This is a genomic window from Bacillus sp. DB-2 (assembly GCF_003315125.1).
Classification (GTDB): domain Bacteria; phylum Bacillota; class Bacilli; order Bacillales; family Bacillaceae_G; genus Bacillus_A; species Bacillus_A mycoides.
Genome location: NZ_QNRN01000013.1, coordinates 55,161 through 73,532 on the forward strand (window position 1 = coordinate 55,161; position 18,372 = coordinate 73,532).

Here is an 18,372-nt window from a genome sequence, read left to right on the forward strand (position 1 = left end):
CTCATTTTATTTGTTAAATTCAATAATAGGATTATAGGTTGCAAGGTGAATTTCTGATTGCAAAATAATAGAGGGAAGAGTAATCTTCCCTCTATTATTTTGTTATTTAATTTTCGTAAATGTAAGAGGCTGAGTACTTAAAGTTGCAGGTACGTGTAATTGAAGAGTCGGGAATTCACCATTTACATTCATATCATAAGCGAATAAAAGCCCCATTTTCATTTGGAACAAACTAATTGATGCTGAGAAGATGTTGTAATGATGATGTTTTAGCTGAAATTCCATATCCATAAATTGTACATGTAGGAAATCATCTTGTTTGTATACTTTCAGTGTTCCATAAGCGGGATGCTCAAAAGTTCCAGTGTAGTCATCTAATGCATGAGAAGGGATAGTCCCTTTTATTGGTTCGGGAAGTGATGTAGTTGCCTCTTTCATCATTTCTTTCATTTTTTCACTATCTTCTACAGCGCGTTCATGCCAGTCGATATATTCTAGTCCGAGAAGTTCATCGTAAATATGCTTTGTAATATAAGTAGGAAGTAAAGTTTGTCCAGAATTTGTTAGTACGATAATACCAATATTTTCGTTTGGCATAAATGATGCAAGTGCAGAAAACCCATCAATATTACCGCCGTGATGAATCATTTTATAACCGCGGTAAGCACTAATAAACCAACCGAGTCCATAGCTATTTAATGGAGATTCACTCGTTGATAACATTGGCTGATCTGGAATTGGAGTATGCGGTGTATACATGTCTTGGAGTAGTTCAGTAGAAATCAAATCATGATTTCCTGTGCTTCCTTCGTTTAAATGAAGCAAAACCCATTTTGCCATATCTTCGATGGTAGAGTTAATACATCCAGCCGCTCCAACTGTATCGATATTTCGGAATGGAATTTCTTTTATTTCACCGTCATTTTCAATATAAGGTAAAGCATAATCATCTGTATTTTGTGAGTCTGTAACAGAGAAGTTTGTATGCCTCATATTTAAAGGTTCTAAAATATGTTCTGCAACGTATTGCTCCCACGTTTGATTTGTAATATTTTCCACAATGTAACTAATTGTCGCATACATTAAGTTGTTATAAAGAAATGCTGTGCGGAACGGTGCATCAAGTGATAAATGCTTTATTTTTTCAACAAGACCTTTTCGAGTTAAGGAAGAACTGTACCAAAGAGCATCGTGACGACTTACCCCAGTACGATGAGAAGCTAAATCTCGTCCTGTAACTTGCGAGTTAGCGAGCATATCGGATAGAGAGAAGTTAGGTACGTAAGTTTGGACAGGAGTATCCCAATTAAACTTTTTTTGCTGTGCTAATAAGCTTAATGAAAGCGTACCGAATGCTTTCGTCGCAGAACCGATTGCGAATCGTGTCTGCGGAGTAACAGCCTCTTTTTTCTCTATGTTACGATAGCCGAAACCTTCTGAAATAATTACCTCACCATCTTTTATAACAGCTACAGCCGCTCCAGGAACGTGTAAATCCTTCATCATCTTCTCAACCTTATGTTGTAACGTACTTAAAACAGGAGTTTTGATTTTAGACATGCTTCCAACCTCCAAATATAAATTTTATGTTCCGCACTATACTTTCTGTAATAGAAAAGTGAAAACCTTTTTTAATATTGAAAGTTAATAATTTTGTAAGAAATATTGAAAGAATTTTTATTAATTTGGATTATTAAATTCGATGTTTTTCATGTTATGATAAATCTCATATACGATTGAAAGAAGGTTTTTCTACATATGAAACATGTTGAATATGAATACTTAAATTTATGCCGTCATGTAATGGAGCACGGTACGAAGAAAGAAGATCGTACAGGGACAGGTACTGTATCTGTATTTGGATATCAAATGCGTTTCGATTTAAGTAAAGGATTTCCTCTATTAACGACAAAGAGAGTGCCATTTCGCCTAGTAGCAAGTGAGCTGCTTTGGTTTATGAAAGGTGATACAAATATTCGCTATTTATTGCAACATAATAATAATATTTGGAATGAATGGGCGTTTAAGAGCTGGGTAGAAAGCGATGAGTATACTGGCCCTGATATGACAGATTTCGGTCTTCGCTCACAACAAGATGAGGAATTTAAGAAGCAATACGATGAGCAAATGGAATTGTTTAAAAAGAACGTTTTAGAAGACGATGAATTCTCAACGAAATTTGGATATTTAGGAGACGTATACGGAAAGCAATGGCGTGCTTGGAAAACGACAGCTGGTGAGACACTTGATCAATTAAAAGATGTAATTGAAATGATTAAGAAAACACCAGATTCACGCCGGCTAATTGTTTCTGCTTGGAATCCTGAAGATGTACCAAGTATGGCTTTACCGCCTTGTCATACGCTATTCCAGTTTTATGTAGCAGATGGAAAGCTTTCTTGTCAGTTATATCAGAGAAGCGGTGACATATTCCTTGGCATTCCATTTAACATTGCAAGCTATTCACTTTTAACACATTTAATTGCACATGAATGTGGTCTTGAAGTAGGAGAATTTGTTCATACAATTGGAGATGCACACATTTATACAAATCATTTTGAACAAGTAGAAAAGCAATTGGCACGTGAACCACGTCCATTCCCGAAACTTACATTAAATCCAGATGTAAAATCTGTGTTTGATTTTGAAATGGAAGATTTAACGATTGAAGGATATGATCCGCACCCAGCAATTAAAGCACCGGTTGCAGTGTAATTGTAGAGGAGATGACAAGATGATTGTTTCATTTATGGTCGCAATGGACGAGAATAGAGTAATTGGTAAAGATAATAACTTACCTTGGCGTTTACCGAGTGAATTACAGTATGTAAAGAAAACGACGATGGGTCACCCACTTATTATGGGGAGAAAGAACTATGAAGCAATTGGTAGACCATTGCCTGGAAGACGTAATATTATTGTAACTCGTAATGAAGGGTATCATGTAGAAGGCTGCGAAGTAGCTCATACTGTAGAGGAAGTGTTTGAACTATGTAAAAATGAAGAAGAGATTTTTATTTTTGGCGGAGCGCAAATTTATGATCTCTTTTTACCTTATGTAGACAAGTTATATATAACAAAAATCCACCACGCATTTGAAGGGGACACATTCTTCCCAGAAATGGATATGACAAATTGGAAAGAGATTTTTGTAGAAAAAGGTTTAACGGATGAAAAAAATCCGTATACGTATTATTACCATGTATACGAGAAACAACAATAATAATAAAAATTGATGTGAGTATTCGCATCAATTTTTTTATTTGTATTTATAAATGTAAGTTTATAGATGATATTCAATAGTGCTATAATGAAAGGTAGCATGTGAAAAATGCTAAAATTTTCAAAAGTATTCATATAGAAAGAGGAGGAGAATCGGTTGAGAAAAATATGGGGGATTCTTTTTCTTTGCTTTGCATTAATGCTAGTCGGATGCGGTAAAGAAGAAAAACCACAAGAAGCGTTTGATACATATGCAAAAGCATGGAATAAGAAAAAATTTGCTGATATGTATGATCAATTATCAGAAAATGCAAAAAAGAATATTTCTAAAAAAGATTTCACAGAGAAATATGAAAAAATTTATGCAGGTATAGAAGTGAAAAACTTAAAAGTAGAGACTGGCGAAGTAAAAGAGGATAAGAAAGAGAACGGCCCTGTTCCTTTTAAAGTAAGTATGGATACAGTTGGTGGTAATATCTCTTTTGGCCATGAAGCAAAAATGGTGAAAGAAAAAGATGGCGATAAAGAATCTTGGAAAATAGATTGGACTCCTGATTTTATTTTCCCTGGCATGACAAAAGATAGTAAAGTGCGTATGCAAACGACGCAACCAAAACGTGGTGAAGTTTACGATCGTAATGGAAAAGGTCTTGCGACGAATGGGAAAGCTTCTGAGATCGGAATCGTTCCAGAAAAATTAGACGCTACTGCTCCGCAAACGAAAGAAACAGTAGCGAAGTTGTTAAATATGTCTGTAGAAGAAATTGATCAAAAACTAGCTGCTAAATGGGTAAAACCAGGGTATCTCGTACCAATTGGAATTTTACCTGATGGGGCAACGCAAAATACGTACATCGATTTACCAGGTGTTTCAACAAAACCAGTAAATGTTCGTACATATCCGTTAGGGGAAGCGGCAGCTCATTTAACTGGTTATATCGGAAAGGTAAATGCTGAAGATTTAAAAACGCTTCAAAAGAAAGGCTATCAAGCCGATGATCCAGTTGGTAAAGCTGGATTAGAGCAAGTATTGGAAGAACAGCTACGCGGGAAAAAAGGTGGCCGTGTCTTCATGGAAGATGCACAAGGAAAAGAAATTAAAAATTTAGCGAAAACAGATGCTGTTGATGGAGAAAATGTAACTTTAACTATCGATAGTGTTGTTCAAGAAAAAACGTATAATGAAATGAAGGGAGAAGCTGGTTCAAGTGCGGCAATTAATCCGAAAAGTGGAGAAACAATTGCTCTTGTAAGTAGTCCAGCTTATAATCCTAATTTAATTGCACGAGGAACATCAAAAGCACAACGCGAGGCTTGGAATAATGACCCGAAAAAACCGATGACGAATCGATTTACACAATTATCGGTACCAGGTTCTGTATTTAAGCCAATTACAGGTGCAATTGGTCTTGAAACAAAAACAATCGATCCAAAAGAAGAATTGAAAATAGAAGGACTGAAATGGACGAAAGATTCTTCTTGGGGCAATTATTACGTAACACGTGTAAAAGATGCAAATCCGATTGATTTTGATAAGGCAATGAAGTACTCGGATAATATTTATTTCGCACAAGAAGCTTTGAAAATTGGAAAAGATAAATTTATGGCTGAGGCGAAAAAATTCGGATTTGATGAGAAATTACCAATTGAATACGGATTCCCAGCTTCTAAAATCGCAAATGATGGCATGAAAAATGATATTCAAATGGCAGATACAGGATATGGACAAGGACAAGTCTTAATGACTCCTCTTCATTTAGCTTTAACTTATGCACCGATTGTAAATGATGGAAAGATTCCGTCACCGTATCTTATTAAAACAGATAAACAACCAAAAACTTGGAAAGAGAACGTGATTTCTAAAGAAAATCAAGATATATTGAAAACGGCTTTAACGAAAGTAATTAACGATCCAGATGGTACGGGGAAAATTGCGAAAATTGATGGTATGACTCTTGCTGGTAAAACAGGAACAGCAGAATTAAAAGTATCAAAAGAGGCAGAAGGAAAAGAACTAGGTTGGTTCGCTGCGTTTGATTTAAATTCACCTGATATGGTCATTACAATGATGATTGAAGATGTAAAAGGTAGAGGTGGAAGTAATATTCCGGCTGAAAAAGTGAAACATGTTTTTCAAAAGTAATAATTGAAGAAGACTATCTCCATGAAATATGGAGATAGTCTTTTATTTGATTAAAACCTTAATATTTATATACAAAAACTAACTGAAATAATATAACTTATTAACTTACGAAAAAAAAGTAGCTATTTTTATTGACAGTCATTAAAACTTTTTGTATTATACTTACATAAGGTAAGTTATTTACTATAAAATAATAAATCTCAAACTAAAGATAAATTTAAAAAAGGGAGATAATACAATGACAAAAGTACTATTTATTACAGCAAATCCAAATTCAGCAGAAGGTTCTTTCGGTATGGCAGTAGGAGAAGCTTTCATCGAAGCATATAAAAACGAACATCCACAAGACGAAGTTGTAACAATTGATTTATTCAATACAACTGTACCAGCAATCGATGCAGACGTATTCGCTGCTTGGGGGAAATTTGCAGCAGGCGAAGGATTCGAAACTTTAAGTGAAAATCAGCAACAAAAAGTTGCAGCAATGAACAATAACTTAGAAACATTTATGCATGCAGATCGTTATGTATTCGTGACTCCAATGTGGAACTTCAGCTACCCAGCAGTAGTGAAAGCATACTTAGATAACTTATCAATCGCAGGTAAAACATTCAAATATACTGAAAATGGTCCAGTTGGCTTACTAGAAGGCAAAAAAGCACTTCATATTCAAGCTACAGGCGGCGTTTACTCTGAAGGAGCATACGCATCTATGGACTTCGGTCGCAATCACTTAAATGCGGTATTAGGATTCATGGGTGTATCAGACACTGAATATATTGCAGTTGAAGGAATGAATGCAAATCCTGAAAAAGCACAAGACATTAAAGAAGCAGCAATTGCAAGTGCACGCGAATTAGCAAAACGTTTCTAATATAGAAAACTTCAAAATGTCCAAACACTTGTTGTTTGGACATTTTTTCTTCTTTTTCCTTCGTTTGTCTAGTATAATGAAGGTCGGAATGATAATAGGTGGGGGTTCTGTATGATTCAAACGTTTTTTAAAATCTTTTATTTAATTTTAATCGTAATTGCGATTACACCAAGGTTGTGGCGTATAAAAAGAAAAGCAAATGCGATGTCACCGCAAGAAAAAGATAGTGTTGTGTATAAAACAACAAACTGGTTTGGTAAGAAAATGGTGGGTGTAACTGGATCGACTGTAGAAGTAAAGGGACTTGAAAATGTTCCAAAAGACAAGCCGGTGCTAGTTGTAAGTAATCATCAAAGTAATATGGATATTCCTGTTTTACTAGGTTACTTAAATAAGCCAATTGGATTCGTTTCAAAAGCGGAAATTAAAAAGTTTCCGGTTGTACCAACATGGATGGAACTAATGAATTGTGTGTTCATGGACCGCAGCGATCGCCGTCAATCTCTTAAGGCAATTAAAGATGGAATTGAACTATTAAAGAATGGACATTCTATCGTAATTTTCCCTGAAGGAACGAGAAGTAAGGGTGGCGAAATTGGAGAGTTTAAAGCGGGTAGTTTTCACCTAGCAGTAAAATCTGGTGTAGCAATCTTACCTGTAACGTTAGATGGTACATATAAAATGTTTGAAGCGAATGGAAATCGTATGAAACCAGCTCATGCAACAGTAACGATTTCTAAGCCAATTACACCTGAAGAATATACAAGTATGGATGCTAAAGAGTTAACCCAGCATACAAAAGATATTATTGCATCTCAATTACATAAGTAATAAAAAAAGTTTCAGCTTAAACAAGCTGAAACTTTTTTTATGCTGCGGGTAAGACATAAAACAGTACGCAGAAAAACATCATTGTACTACCGCCTAGTACGAAGAGATGCCAAATGGCATGATTGAACGGAAGCTTTTCCCAAAGGAAGAATATAGCTCCGATAGAATACAAAATGCCGCCTATTAATAGTAGTGAGAAGCCGTGACCGGTTAAATTTTCATAAAGGGGTTTAATGGCAACGATGATGAGCCAACCCATAATGATATAACATAATGTTGATGTTTTAATAAAGCGACGAACAAAGAAGATTTTGAAAATAATTCCACCAATCGCAAGGGTCCAAATAATTGCGAGTAAAGTCCAACCGAGCGGGCCACGCAGTGTAATGAGTAGAAATGGTGTATACGTGCCGGCAATTAATAAATATATGGCGGAGTGATCTAAAATGGTAAATAACTTTTCTACTTTTGGATGATGGATACTATGTAGCAGTGTAGAAAATAAGTATAGTAGGAACATGCTTACGCCATAAACGGTAAAACCAACAACAGCAGATGCTGTGCCATGTTTGGAAGCATGAATAATTAATATGATTAAGGCAGGGATGCTTAAAATGGCACCGATACCATGGGTAATTGCATTCGCAATTTCTTCTTTTACAAATTGGGTCATTCTTTTAATTTTTTGCGTCATAATGTTAATTCCTTTCACTGTATTGAGATAAGTTATATTTTCCTTAACCATATCATATACAAAAGGAATAGAAAATGATATTCAATTGATTATATTTTCGAATTTTTTTGACAAAAGACAACGGATACATTGACGTTTGCGAAATTTTTTGACAAAATGAACTTATGGAATAGTAGGACAAGGAATCTACTTATGAAGGGGATGGGGAAATGTTTTCAAATATTGGCTTTCCAGGGTTAATTTTAATTTTAGTATCAGTGTTAATTTTATTTGGCCCAAAAAAGTTACCGGAAATTGGGAAAGCTTTAGGGGAAACGTTAAAAGAATTTAAAAAATCAACAAAAGAATTGACTGATGAGGCATTTCAAGAGAAAGAAAAAAATAAATAAATAAAAGAATATGCTGAAGTTTTTCTCGGAATGGATAAATAAAGTGTGGTGAACGAGATGGAAGATCGGGAAATGAGCGTAGTAGAACATATTGTTGAGCTTCGCAAACGAGTAATATATACAGTATTATCCTTTGTATTATTTTTAATTATTGGATTTACTTTTACGAAGGATATTTATTTTTGGCTTGTAAAAGATTTACCAATGAAATTAACTGTTCTCGGTCCAAGTGATGTGTTGTGGATTTTTTTCTCGATTGCTACAGTATTTGCTATCGTTTGTACAATTCCTTTTGCTGCGATACAAATTTGGTTATTTGTAAAACCAGGTTTACATCCCAATGAACAAAAAATGACATTAATGTATATACCGGTATTGTCTATATTATTTATAGCAGGCCTATCTTTCGGTTATTTTATCGTCATGCCATTTTTATTTCATTTCCTAACTACAATTGGTAATGGGATGTTTAATACGATGTTTACAACGGAAAAATATTTTCATTTCGTATTAAATTTAACAGTTCCGTTTGCTGTTATATTTGAATTACCTGTAGTTGTTATGTTTTTAACGAGTATAGGTCTTCTAACGGCAGAATTTCTTCAGAAAATAAGAAGATATGCTTATGTCGTGTTGATTATAATTGCATCATGTATATCGCCGCCAGATTTTTTATCACATAGTTTAGTAGCGGTACCGCTTATTTGTATTTATGAAATCAGTATCGCTTTATCAAAGATAGTTAGTAAACGAAAACAGAAAAGAGAAGAAATACAGTCGAAAAGTGCCTCGTTATAAAGGCACTTTTTAATTTATTTGTTATACTCTAGCTATAATTGTATACAATATATAGAAGGAAAAAATTATAGAATCTCCAAAATTTAGACAAACTTTTCATTTTTATAAGTTTATACTGAAGTTATCAAGCTATATATGGGTAATAAGACTCCCGTCTCAAAGGATATATAGGACAGGGTTCGAATTAGGTGGATATAAATGAAGTATTAACTTCTAAATGGGGCAGCTTAAGGATATTTTAGTATTCATAGGAAACCTACACTAAAAAACGTGTTAAAGAATAAAGTGGAGGAAGTTCAAAAATCCAACGAAAAAGAGGATTGATATTGTGATTACGAAAAGTTTTTATTTCACTCATGCAACAGGGAATTGTATTAAAATATTTGAAATCCCTGTCCTACAAACACAGCATCCATTAGCGTTTCTAATTCAGTCTCGTCTTCAATTGTTTATTGCGAAAATTCAAAAACATAAAAACCCAAGATTCTCGTACTCTTTCCGTGAATATTTACAAAGTTGTTTGAAGTGGAATGATTATTCAAATGTATATAAGACAAATACTCTTGAAAAGAATGCATAATATACAGCAGGGACAGAGTTAGATAGGCTCTGTCTTTTTTATTTTAGGTATAAAAATATAATTAATTTGGTGAAATTCATTCGAAATTGTTGAAAGCATCGGGAATGCTAGTATAATAACAGGGAGAGCGTATTGGAAAGGGAAGAATATAATATGCAAAAAATTAAAATTGTAACAGATTCAACGGCAGATTTATCAAAAGATATAATTGAGAAGTATGATATTCATGTTTTACCATTATCTATTTCTGTAAATGGACAAACATACTTAGATCGCGTTGATTTACAACCGGATGAATTTATTGAAGAAATGATTAAATCAGAAGAATTACCAAAAACATCACAACCGGCTATGGGTACATTTGTAGAAATGTATGACAAGCTAGGCGAAGATGGAAGTGAAGTACTTTCCATTCATATGACAGGTGGAATGAGCGGTACTGTCGCAACAGCGAATAGCGCTGCATCAATGACAGATACAAAAGTAACAGTTGTTGATTCTCAATTTATTACACATGCTTTAGCATATCAAGTAATTGAAGCGGCAAAAATGGCAAAAGAAGAATGCTCACTAGAAGATATTTTAAAACGTATTGATGAAGTAAGAAAGAATACTCGTTTATATGTTGTCGTAGATACATTAGAAAACTTAGTAAAAGGTGGACGCATCGGTAAAGGTAAGGCACTTATTGGTTCTTTACTTAATATTAAACCAATTGCAAGTTTAGAAGGCGGCGTATATAATCCGGTAACGAAAGTACGTAGCCAAGGGCAGATTGTAAAAACGTTGGCTAAACTATTCGAGGAAGATACTGCTGGAAAAGTGGTGAAAGCTGTTGCGATTCCACATGCTAAAGCAATTCCTTTAGCAGAAAGTGTAAAAGCTGCTGTTGAAAAAGTGAATGGATTCACTCAATCAGAGATTTTCTATACAACACCAGTTATCAGTACTCATACAGGACCAGGAGCAATTGGTTTTATGTATTTAGCAGAGTAATAAAAAAGCTACTTGAAATGAATTTTCAAGTAGCTTTTTTATTATTTCAGGACAGAAAATAAGAAATGAGAAGGGCAATACAGGCGCTACCGCTAATTATATAGCGAGTCTGTAAATAATCTTTCATGGAAAACACCCTTTTCAATTTTTTAAAGTATATGATAAATTACTGGCAAAAATTAGTACTATTATACATGAGAAGTTTCTGTGATTTTTACTGGTTCTTTAACTGGGACAATAGGGCTATAAGTGAAGGTTTGACCTAAAAAGAGAACATGTAGTTGTTCCCACGGTAGCATTCGTAAATTCCAGTTATTTCGTAGTCGTGTTACTGCTTCCCTTGGTGTTTCATCTGCTAAAGCAAAAGTACCGTAGTGCATGGGAATGAAATGTGTAGCTTTTATATCTAGATACGCTTGCACAGCTTCTTCTGGTGAAACGTGAGACACTTTCATAAACCATTCTGGTTCATAGGCACCAATTGGCATAAGTGCAATATCGATTGAAAAACGTTTGCCGATCTCTTTAAATCCTTGGAAATAACCACTATCACCACAAAAATAAATGGTTTCTGAAGAAGTCATATTATCAATGATCCATCCTCCCCAGTGAGAGGTGTTCATATCAAATAATGTTCTTCTCGTCCAGTGCTGGGCAGGTACGAAGTGAAAAGAGACTTCATCAATTGTTGTACTTTCCCACCAGTTGTATTCTTCTACATTGGTGAATTTTTTACGAGTAAATAATTTTTTTAGCCCAATAGGAACAAGGTATAAGGTATCATCATTTAGTTGACGAAGAGATGAAAAGTCTAAATGATCGTAATGACCGTGTGAAATAAGAACGATATCGATTTTAGGTAGTTCTTTTATAGTGAGCCCTGGCTCAGTAAGTCGTGGAACTAACTTTAATTTATTTGCCCATACTGGATCTGTTAAAATATTTAAGCCGTTCGTTTGAATGAGAAAAGTTGAATGACCAATCCATGTGACAGTCGTTTTTTCAAAGTTATTTAGTAGAAATTTACTTTGTTTAACAGGTGATTGTTCTACTAGAAAAGAAAAGTCTTTTTTGTTTTGCTTTCTCTCTTTACGCCAACGTAAGAAGGAGCGAATTGATTTTTTTGTACTTGCATTATCCATATTTTCATAGCGCTTTGCCATGAACATCACCTCATTTAAAATCGTTGTAGTTGTATTGTACCGAAATGTTGTTAAGGAATACAGTGTTTAACATGGATTAATGTTTAAGTAATTGTAAAAAAATAGGGGAATTTATTTACAAATTTAACAATGAACTTCGTTTCGCAAATAATGGTTAGAGAAATAATAGTAGTAAAATATATTTTGTCTAGTAATTCGCTTGAAATAAAGAAGTAACATACGTAAATTCGTACGATTTCGTGAACAAATGATGTAAACAATTTTCTCATAGTGTTTACTTTTGTTATGATATACATAACTTACATAAATTAAGGATAGAGAAAAGAGGTTTAATAATGAAGCGTTATCAAAAGTTAATTGGTCTTATGGTTGTATTTTGTCTCTTTGTACTTTCAGGTTGTAGCAGTTCAGGGGCAAAACTCCGTAAACCGTTAAACTGGGATTTGGAAACTTTCCAATTTACAAATCAAGAAGGAAAGCCGTTTGGTACAAAAGATTTAAAAGGGAAAGTTTGGGTAGCTGATTTCATGTTTACAAACTGTCAAACAGTTTGTCCGCCAATGACTGCTAATATGGCGAAATTACAGAAAATGGCTAAGGAAGAGAAATTAGACGTTCAGTTTGTTTCGTTTAGTGTAGACCCTGAACTTGATAAACCAGAAAATTTGAAAGCATTCATTCAAAAGTTTACAGAGGATACAAGTAACTGGAACTTGTTAACTGGTTATTCACTGGAGGATATTACAAAGTTTTCAAAAGATAACTTCCAGTCGCTTGTAGATAAACCAGAGAATGGGCAAGTAATACACGGTACATCATTTTTCTTAGTCGATCAAAATGGAAAAGTAATGAAAAAATATAGTGGCATTAGCAATACGCCATACGAAGATATTATACGTGATATGAAGCGATTAGCTGATTAAAAAGAAGGGTGCTAAGCACCCTTCTTTTATTAGTATTCAGTCTATGGATAATATGTCATGTTGTTGTGGTAATTTCGGTGCGCGAATTTCTAATACACCGTTTTGATAAGAAGCTTTCGTTGCTTTTTTATTAATTAAATATGGTAACTTAATAATTCTTGACGCTTCTGAAATGGAACGTTCTCGGCGATAATAGTTATGAGATGTTTGTTCTTCTTCCGTCTCTTCAAGTATATCTTCTTTTACAGAGACTTTTAAGTATTCGCTTTGTATTTCAATTTGAATTTGTTCTTTTTGTATACCTGGTAGTTCGGCTGTAACGACGAGTTCGTCACCAACTTCGTATAAATCTACTGGGAATGTTAATAAACGGTTTCCTTTTTGGAAAAAATGATTTAAATCAGCAATTACGCCACGAAGAGGCGTTTGTTCGAAAAAATCATCAATTTGTTTTAAATAATTACGAACTGGTGGGCGAGAAGAATCTTTTTTTTCTTCACTCATGGTATTACCTCCTAGAAATCAATTTGCAATATCATATGACAAAAGCGGAGAAAGGTGAGTGCCTAGTTTTCATGTTTTCATAAAAAAATGTTAAAAATGTGAAATGGAGTGAGTTTTTTATAGTTTTTGGTCGCCATATTCAGTTGATTATGCTAGTATAAATAGGGTTGATATAGTAGTATTGAGACAGAATGAAAACTGAAAGAGGGTAAGAAGTATGTGTGGTTTTGTAGGATGTTTATGTGAAAACCCTAGAGAGTTTTCAGAAACAGAAAAACATCAATTTGAAAATATGAACACGATGATTTTCCACCGCGGTCCAGATGACGAAGGATATTTTCGTGATGAACATGTACAATTTGGCTTCCGCCGTTTAAGTATCATTGACTTAGAGGCAGGACATCAGCCGTTAACTTATGAAAATGATCGATATGTAATTATTTTTAATGGTGAAATTTACAATTATGTAGAACTACGTGAAATGTTACTTGAAAAAGGTGCAACGTTTGCTACACAATCTGATACAGAAGTTATCATTGCATTGTATGCACATATGAAAGAAAAATGTGTAGACTACCTTCGTGGTATGTTCGCATTTATGATTTGGGATCGTGAAGAAAAGACACTTTTCGGTGCACGTGACCACTTCGGTATTAAGCCTTTATACATCGCACAACAAGGCGATACTACATTCTTCGCATCTGAGAAGAAAAGTATTATGCATGTAATGGAAGACAAAGGGGTAAACCCAAAGTCACTACAACACTACTTTACGTACCAATATGGTCCAGAGCCAGAAACATTAACAATTGATGTTAACAAAATTGAGCCTGGTCATTACTTCGTAAAAGAAATCGGTAAAGAGATGGAAATCCATCGCTACTGGAATCCTTATTTCAACGCTTCAAGCGCAACGAAAGAGGAGCATATCCAAGCAATTCGTGATGTATTATACGATTCTGTAAAAGTACATATGCGTAGTGATGTACCAGTAGGTTCTTTCTTATCTGGTGGTATCGATTCATCTATTATTGCTTCTATCGCAAGAGAAATGAATCCAAATCTATTAACATTCTCTATTGGTTTCGAACAACGTGGTTTCAGTGAAGTTGATGTTGCGAAAGAAACTGCTGAGAAATTAGGAGTTAAAAACCATAACGTATTCATTACAGCGCAAGAATTTATGGATGAGTTCCCAAAAATCATTTGGCATATGGATGATCCTTTAGCGGATCCAGCAGCTGTACCATTGTATTTCGTTGCGAAAGAAGCGCGTAAACATGTAACGGTTGTTCTTTCTGGTGAAGGTGCAGACGAGCTATTTGGTGGATATAACATTTATCGTGAGCCAAACTCGTTAAAAATGTTCTCTTACATTCCTAGCCCAGGAAAGAGTGTTCTAAAGGCATTAAGTGGTGCTCTTAAAGAAGGGTTTAAAGGAAAAAGCTTCTTAGAGCGTGGATGTACGCCAATCGAAGAGCGTTACTATGGAAATGCGAAAATCTTCCGTGAAGAAGAGAAAGCTGAATTAATGAAGTATTACGATGAAAGTGTTAACTATATGGATATCACGAAACCATTGTATAACGAAATTAAAGATTATGATGATGTAAGTAAAATGCAGTACATTGATATGTTCACATGGTTACGCGGCGATATTTTATTAAAAGCTGATAAAATGACGATGGCAAATTCATTAGAACTTCGTGTACCGTTCTTAGATAAAGAAGTATTTGACGTTGCATCTAAAATTCCGACAGAATTTAAAATTGCAAACGGAACAACGAAAGCTATATTACGTGAAGCTGCTCGTGGAATTGTTCCGGATCACGTGTTAGATCGTAAAAAGCTTGGGTTCCCAGTACCAATTCGTCACTGGTTAAAAGATGAAATGCACGATTGGGCTGTAAATATTATTAAAGAAAGCAAAACTGAGCATTTAATCGAAAAACAGTATGTATTAAACTTACTGGAAGCACATTGTGCAGATAAAGGCGATTATAGCCGTAAAATTTGGACTGTACTTGCGTTTATGGTATGGCATCAAATTTATGTTGAGCATAAATACGATACGAATAAGTTCCACGAAGAAACAAAGCGTGCGTATAGCTTAGTTTAATAAAAAACCTTAAGGTCGCATTCGATCTTAAGGTTTTTTTCATAAATTGCATTTATTATTGATACAATAATAGTAAAAGGATGGACAACATATGATTACGTTTGAGAAAGTAAATACAGAAAATGAAAGCGCTGTAAAAGAAATGTTTCATTCACACAGCTTAGATGAGAAAAAGGTTCAGTATTGTGTAAAAGTTGATGATACATATATTGGCGTAATAGATTATAGCGTTCAAGAAGAGAGTGCTATTTTGTCACAGTTAATTATTCATTTTGATTATCAAGGTTATGGATACGGGACAAATACGTATTTTACATTTGAAGAAATGATGAAACAGAGAAATGTGAAAGAAATAAAAGTATTGCAAGAGATGTTTACGGAACAAGCTAAATCTTTCATAGAGGGATCTGGTTTTATTGAGGGAAATGGAATATATGTAAAGAAAATATAGTGAATATTGATTAGGTGATGATATGAATATAAGGTAGGTGGACGTATGACGATAACTTCTGGTCTTGTATTAGTTGGAGGTTGTTTTATAGTAGCAGAACTATGCCAGACTTTTATTCGGAAAAGAATGTATAAGAAGAGAAGACCATATGAATTACAATATATTCCCGTATTTTTAATTTTGTTTTGTATGCTATTTGTATTGCAAAACATAACGTATTTCCCACCTCTTTTGAACATCTTTTTGAAGTTTGGGTTGCTATATAGCGGCGGTGGGATATTTCTTTTATTTCTTTTATTTTGCATACGTTACATCCATTATCAATCGTATATATTCATTTTAAATTGGCTAAAGCAAAGCGATAGAAACCGCCTTACATAAGGGGGTTTTTTATTTGTACTTGTAACGGAACTTGTACAATTATCATAAAATAGGACGAGTAGAAATGAAAGCTTATTACAATAAAGAAAGGAACGAAAAAGATATATGAAACTTGTTATAGACGCAGGGCATGGTGGATATGATTCTGGTGCTGTTGGTAATGGGTTAGTGGAAAAAGAGTTAACACTTCAAATTGCTAGACGTGTGCGAGATATTTTATCTGCAAATTATCCAATCAATATTAAAATGACACGTGATAGTGATGTGTTTATCTCTTTATCAGAACGTGCTAATATTGCTAATTCATTTGGTGCAGATTATTTTATCTCATTTCACATTAATAGTGGCGGTGGAACTGGATTTGAAAGTTATATTTACAACGCGCTATCTAATAGTAGTTCCGCATATGAAAAGCAACAAAAGATGCATGCAGCAGTCAATCCTGTATTAACAAAATACGGTCTTCGTGACCGAGGAGCCAAAAAAGCAAATTATGCGGTACTAAGAGAGACTGCAATGGATGCAATTTTAACAGAGACTGCCTTTATTGATACAACGTTTGATGCTAATTTATTGAAAAATCCACAATTTATCGAAGATCTAAGCCAAGCGTATGCAAACGGAATAGCAGCTATTTTTGGAGTAGCTCCAAATCCGAATCCTCCAAATCCACAACCTCCAAACCCACAAACGAAGGGGATTGCCTATATACTTGGGAAAAATGTGGATTTAAGAAGTGGCCCATCAACGTCTTCTTCAGTTATTCGTCAACTAAACGCCCCAGAATCGTATGTCGTATATCAGGAAAGTAACGGATGGTTAGACTTAGGAAATGGACAATGGGTGTATAATGACCCTTCGTATATTAATTTTGTAAAGACGAGCAATAGTGATGGAAGCGCAATTGGTGTTGCATATATACAAGGAACAAATGTGAATTTAAGAAGTGGTCCATCAACATCTTCTTCAGTTATTCGTAAATTAAATAATCCGGAATCTTATTTAGTATATATTAATCAAAACGGTTGGTTGAACCTTGGTGGAAATCAGTGGGTGTATAATGATCCATCATATATTAAATATAATCAATATTAGGAAATAAATTTATAATGTAATATGAATGCGTATTTATGTATAACGTAGATACGCATTTTAAGAACGTTTATTGTTTTCATACTTATATACTTTATTTTAAAAATAAACATTTGAATAGCGGATAGAATCTAAAATGTATATTACATACATTAACCTTTGATTGTTAATGATAATCAATTTCATCTAGGGGGACATATGGTACATAGTAAAAAAATATTTATGTTATGCATTATGATACTTATGGTAATAATCGCAGGGTGTAGCAAAGAAGAGAAAAAAGGAAATGATCCATCAGCTAAAGCAAAAGATTCGTATACTGTAAAGCATACAATGGGTGAAACAACAGTAAATGGTACACCTAAAAAAGTAGTTGTTTTAACAAATGAGGGTGCGGAGGCACTTTTAGCTGTTGGAGTAACGCCAGTTGGAACTACAAAACCACGTGCTGGTGATGAATGGTATCCTCATTTAGCGAAAGATTTAAAAGATACGAAAGTTGTAGGAACTGAGCGTGATATTAATTTAGAGGCAGTTATGAAGCTTAAGCCGGATTTAATTATCGGGAATAAAATGCGTCATGAAAAAATATATGAGCAATTGAACGAAATAGCGCCAACTGTATACGCTGAAACATTGCGCGGGGATTGGAAGGAAAACTTTACACTCTATACAAAAGCTGTAAATAAAGAAAAAGAAGGGCAAAAGGCTCTTGAAGATTATAAAAAACGTATTGAAGGAATGAAAGAGAAGTTAGGAGATAAATTGAATTCTAAAGTTTCTATTATTCGCTTCGTACCAGGTGACGTTCGTATTTATCAGAAAAACTCATTCTCAGGTGCTGTTTTAAATGATATTGGATTTAAGCGACCACCACTACAAGATAAAGATGAATTTGCGATAAAAGGAATTACAAAAGAGCAAATTTCGAATATGGATGGGGACTACATATTCTACTTCACATCTGATAAAGATGCAGATAAGAATAACGAAGGAACCACGTTAGCAAAAGAATGGACAGAAGACCCACTCTTTAAGCAGCTGCAGGCTTCTAAAGACAATAAAGTATTCCAAGTGGATGAAGTAATTTGGAATACAGCAGGCGGTATTAAAGCTGCAAACTTAATGTTAGATGATATTGAAAAATATTTTCTGAAATAAATGAATGGTTGAGTACATCACTTTAAATAGGTGATGTACTTTTTAATTTAG

At 34.3% G+C, this 18,372-nt stretch carries 19 protein-coding genes; 15 read left to right on the forward strand and 4 right to left on the reverse strand.

All coding sequences use genetic code 11. The features are described 5' to 3' along the window. Positions 1–102 precede the first annotated feature (102 nt). Entirely contained in the window at positions 103–1,560 is a 1,458-nt protein-coding gene (locus DET63_RS21255) for a serine hydrolase (RefSeq protein WP_113937775.1), read from the reverse strand. Positions 1,561–1,758: 198 nt separating this feature from the next. Between DET63_RS21255 and DET63_RS21260 the strand changes: the two genes are divergently transcribed. The 5 genes from DET63_RS21260 (at position 1,759) to DET63_RS21280 (ending at position 7,070) form a co-directional block, all read left to right on the forward strand. Then, a complete protein-coding gene (locus tag DET63_RS21260) occupies positions 1,759–2,715 on the forward strand; it encodes a thymidylate synthase (RefSeq protein ID WP_113937776.1) in 957 nt (318 codons plus the stop codon). 19 nt (positions 2,716–2,734) lie between these two features. Then, positions 2,735–3,223, forward strand: a complete 489-nt coding sequence (locus DET63_RS21265) for a dihydrofolate reductase (protein WP_000637202.1) — start codon at positions 2,735–2,737, stop codon at positions 3,221–3,223. Positions 3,224–3,379: 156 nt separating this feature from the next. Then, a complete protein-coding gene (pbpC, locus tag DET63_RS21270; protein WP_113937777.1) occupies positions 3,380–5,365 on the forward strand; it encodes a penicillin-binding protein 3 in 1,986 nt (661 codons plus the stop codon). Positions 5,366–5,603: 238 nt separating this feature from the next. Continuing rightward, complete coding sequence (locus DET63_RS21275) at positions 5,604–6,239, forward strand: FMN-dependent NADH-azoreductase (protein ID WP_002141626.1); 636 nt, start codon at positions 5,604–5,606, stop codon at positions 6,237–6,239. Between the two features lie 111 nt (positions 6,240–6,350). Further along, positions 6,351–7,070, forward strand: a complete 720-nt coding sequence (locus DET63_RS21280; protein WP_113937778.1) for a lysophospholipid acyltransferase family protein — start codon at positions 6,351–6,353, stop codon at positions 7,068–7,070. 37 nt (positions 7,071–7,107) lie between these two features. Here DET63_RS21280 and trhA read toward each other — a convergent pair whose 3' ends face one another. After that, the gene (gene trhA, locus DET63_RS21285) at positions 7,108–7,764 is read right to left on the reverse strand and encodes a PAQR family membrane homeostasis protein TrhA (RefSeq protein ID WP_113937779.1); all 657 of its coding nucleotides are present in this window, start codon (positions 7,762–7,764) and stop codon (positions 7,108–7,110) included. Between the two features lie 209 nt (positions 7,765–7,973). On the opposite strand from trhA, the gene DET63_RS21290 reads away from it, so the two are divergent. The 4 genes from DET63_RS21290 (at position 7,974) to DET63_RS21305 (ending at position 10,527) form a co-directional block, all read left to right on the forward strand. Continuing rightward, positions 7,974–8,153: a twin-arginine translocase TatA/TatE family subunit gene (locus DET63_RS21290; protein WP_113937780.1), complete on the forward strand. Its 180-nt coding sequence runs from the start codon at positions 7,974–7,976 to the stop codon at positions 8,151–8,153. A gap of 57 nt (positions 8,154–8,210) precedes the next feature. Beyond that, positions 8,211–8,951 (forward strand): twin-arginine translocase subunit TatC, encoded by a 741-nt coding sequence (gene tatC / locus DET63_RS21295; RefSeq protein WP_113937781.1) that lies wholly within the window; start codon positions 8,211–8,213, stop codon positions 8,949–8,951. 328 nt (positions 8,952–9,279) lie between these two features. After that, positions 9,280–9,531, forward strand: a complete 252-nt coding sequence (locus DET63_RS21300) for a DUF2535 family protein (RefSeq protein WP_002012715.1) — start codon at positions 9,280–9,282, stop codon at positions 9,529–9,531. A 153-nt stretch (positions 9,532–9,684) separates the two neighbouring features. Further along, positions 9,685–10,527, forward strand: coding sequence for a DegV family protein (locus tag DET63_RS21305; RefSeq protein ID WP_033707617.1), 843 nt, complete (start codon positions 9,685–9,687; stop codon positions 10,525–10,527). 188 nt (positions 10,528–10,715) lie between these two features. Here the strand turns inward: DET63_RS21305 and DET63_RS21310 are convergent, their stop codons facing one another. Continuing rightward, entirely contained in the window at positions 10,716–11,690 is a 975-nt protein-coding gene (locus tag DET63_RS21310; RefSeq protein WP_063219616.1) for an MBL fold metallo-hydrolase, read from the reverse strand. A gap of 335 nt (positions 11,691–12,025) precedes the next feature. Here DET63_RS21310 and DET63_RS21315 point away from each other — a divergent pair, with 335 nt between their 5' ends. After that, positions 12,026–12,613: an SCO family protein gene (locus DET63_RS21315; protein ID WP_063219615.1), complete on the forward strand. Its 588-nt coding sequence runs from the start codon at positions 12,026–12,028 to the stop codon at positions 12,611–12,613. Positions 12,614–12,649: 36 nt separating this feature from the next. On the opposite strand, the gene DET63_RS21320 is transcribed toward DET63_RS21315, so the two are convergent. Then, positions 12,650–13,117 (reverse strand): Hsp20/alpha crystallin family protein, encoded by a 468-nt coding sequence (locus DET63_RS21320; protein WP_002012708.1) that lies wholly within the window; start codon positions 13,115–13,117, stop codon positions 12,650–12,652. A gap of 217 nt (positions 13,118–13,334) precedes the next feature. On the opposite strand from DET63_RS21320, the gene asnB reads away from it, so the two are divergent. The 5 genes from asnB (at position 13,335) to DET63_RS21345 (ending at position 18,321) form a co-directional block, all read left to right on the forward strand. Continuing rightward, positions 13,335–15,236, forward strand: coding sequence for an asparagine synthase (glutamine-hydrolyzing) (gene asnB / locus DET63_RS21325; RefSeq protein WP_002012706.1), 1,902 nt, complete (start codon positions 13,335–13,337; stop codon positions 15,234–15,236). 91 nt (positions 15,237–15,327) lie between these two features. Further along, entirely contained in the window at positions 15,328–15,687 is a 360-nt protein-coding gene (locus tag DET63_RS21330) for a GNAT family N-acetyltransferase (protein ID WP_002085863.1), read from the forward strand. Positions 15,688–15,732: 45 nt separating this feature from the next. Continuing rightward, a complete protein-coding gene (locus DET63_RS21335; protein ID WP_012260872.1) occupies positions 15,733–16,068 on the forward strand; it encodes a hypothetical protein in 336 nt (111 codons plus the stop codon). Between the two features lie 105 nt (positions 16,069–16,173). Further along, complete coding sequence (locus DET63_RS21340; protein WP_113937782.1) at positions 16,174–17,163, forward strand: N-acetylmuramoyl-L-alanine amidase; 990 nt, start codon at positions 16,174–16,176, stop codon at positions 17,161–17,163. Between the two features lie 195 nt (positions 17,164–17,358). After that, entirely contained in the window at positions 17,359–18,321 is a 963-nt protein-coding gene (locus DET63_RS21345) for an ABC transporter substrate-binding protein (RefSeq protein WP_113937783.1), read from the forward strand. The last annotated feature ends 51 nt before the right edge of the window (positions 18,322–18,372 follow it).

Coding starts and splice junctions, on each gene's coding strand:
- DET63_RS21255 (WP_113937775.1), bottom strand. CDS start 1,560: ATGTCTAAAATCAAAACTCCTGTTTTAAGTACGTTACAACATAAGGTT.
- DET63_RS21260 (WP_113937776.1), top strand. CDS start 1,759: ATGAAACATGTTGAATATGAATACTTAAATTTATGCCGTCATGTAATG.
- DET63_RS21265 (WP_000637202.1), top strand. CDS start 2,735: ATGATTGTTTCATTTATGGTCGCAATGGACGAGAATAGAGTAATTGGT.
- DET63_RS21275 (WP_002141626.1), top strand. CDS start 5,604: ATGACAAAAGTACTATTTATTACAGCAAATCCAAATTCAGCAGAAGGT.
- DET63_RS21280 (WP_113937778.1), top strand. CDS start 6,351: ATGATTCAAACGTTTTTTAAAATCTTTTATTTAATTTTAATCGTAATT.
- trhA (WP_113937779.1), bottom strand. CDS start 7,764: ATGACGCAAAAAATTAAAAGAATGACCCAATTTGTAAAAGAAGAAATT.
- DET63_RS21290 (WP_113937780.1), top strand. CDS start 7,974: ATGTTTTCAAATATTGGCTTTCCAGGGTTAATTTTAATTTTAGTATCA.
- tatC (WP_113937781.1), top strand. CDS start 8,211: ATGGAAGATCGGGAAATGAGCGTAGTAGAACATATTGTTGAGCTTCGC.
- DET63_RS21305 (WP_033707617.1), top strand. CDS start 9,685: ATGCAAAAAATTAAAATTGTAACAGATTCAACGGCAGATTTATCAAAA.
- DET63_RS21310 (WP_063219616.1), bottom strand. CDS start 11,690: ATGGCAAAGCGCTATGAAAATATGGATAATGCAAGTACAAAAAAATCA.
- DET63_RS21315 (WP_063219615.1), top strand. CDS start 12,026: ATGAAGCGTTATCAAAAGTTAATTGGTCTTATGGTTGTATTTTGTCTC.
- DET63_RS21320 (WP_002012708.1), bottom strand. CDS start 13,117: ATGAGTGAAGAAAAAAAAGATTCTTCTCGCCCACCAGTTCGTAATTAT.
- asnB (WP_002012706.1), top strand. CDS start 13,335: ATGTGTGGTTTTGTAGGATGTTTATGTGAAAACCCTAGAGAGTTTTCA.
- DET63_RS21330 (WP_002085863.1), top strand. CDS start 15,328: ATGATTACGTTTGAGAAAGTAAATACAGAAAATGAAAGCGCTGTAAAA.
- DET63_RS21335 (WP_012260872.1), top strand. CDS start 15,733: ATGACGATAACTTCTGGTCTTGTATTAGTTGGAGGTTGTTTTATAGTA.
- DET63_RS21340 (WP_113937782.1), top strand. CDS start 16,174: ATGAAACTTGTTATAGACGCAGGGCATGGTGGATATGATTCTGGTGCT.
- DET63_RS21345 (WP_113937783.1), top strand. CDS start 17,359: ATGGTACATAGTAAAAAAATATTTATGTTATGCATTATGATACTTATG.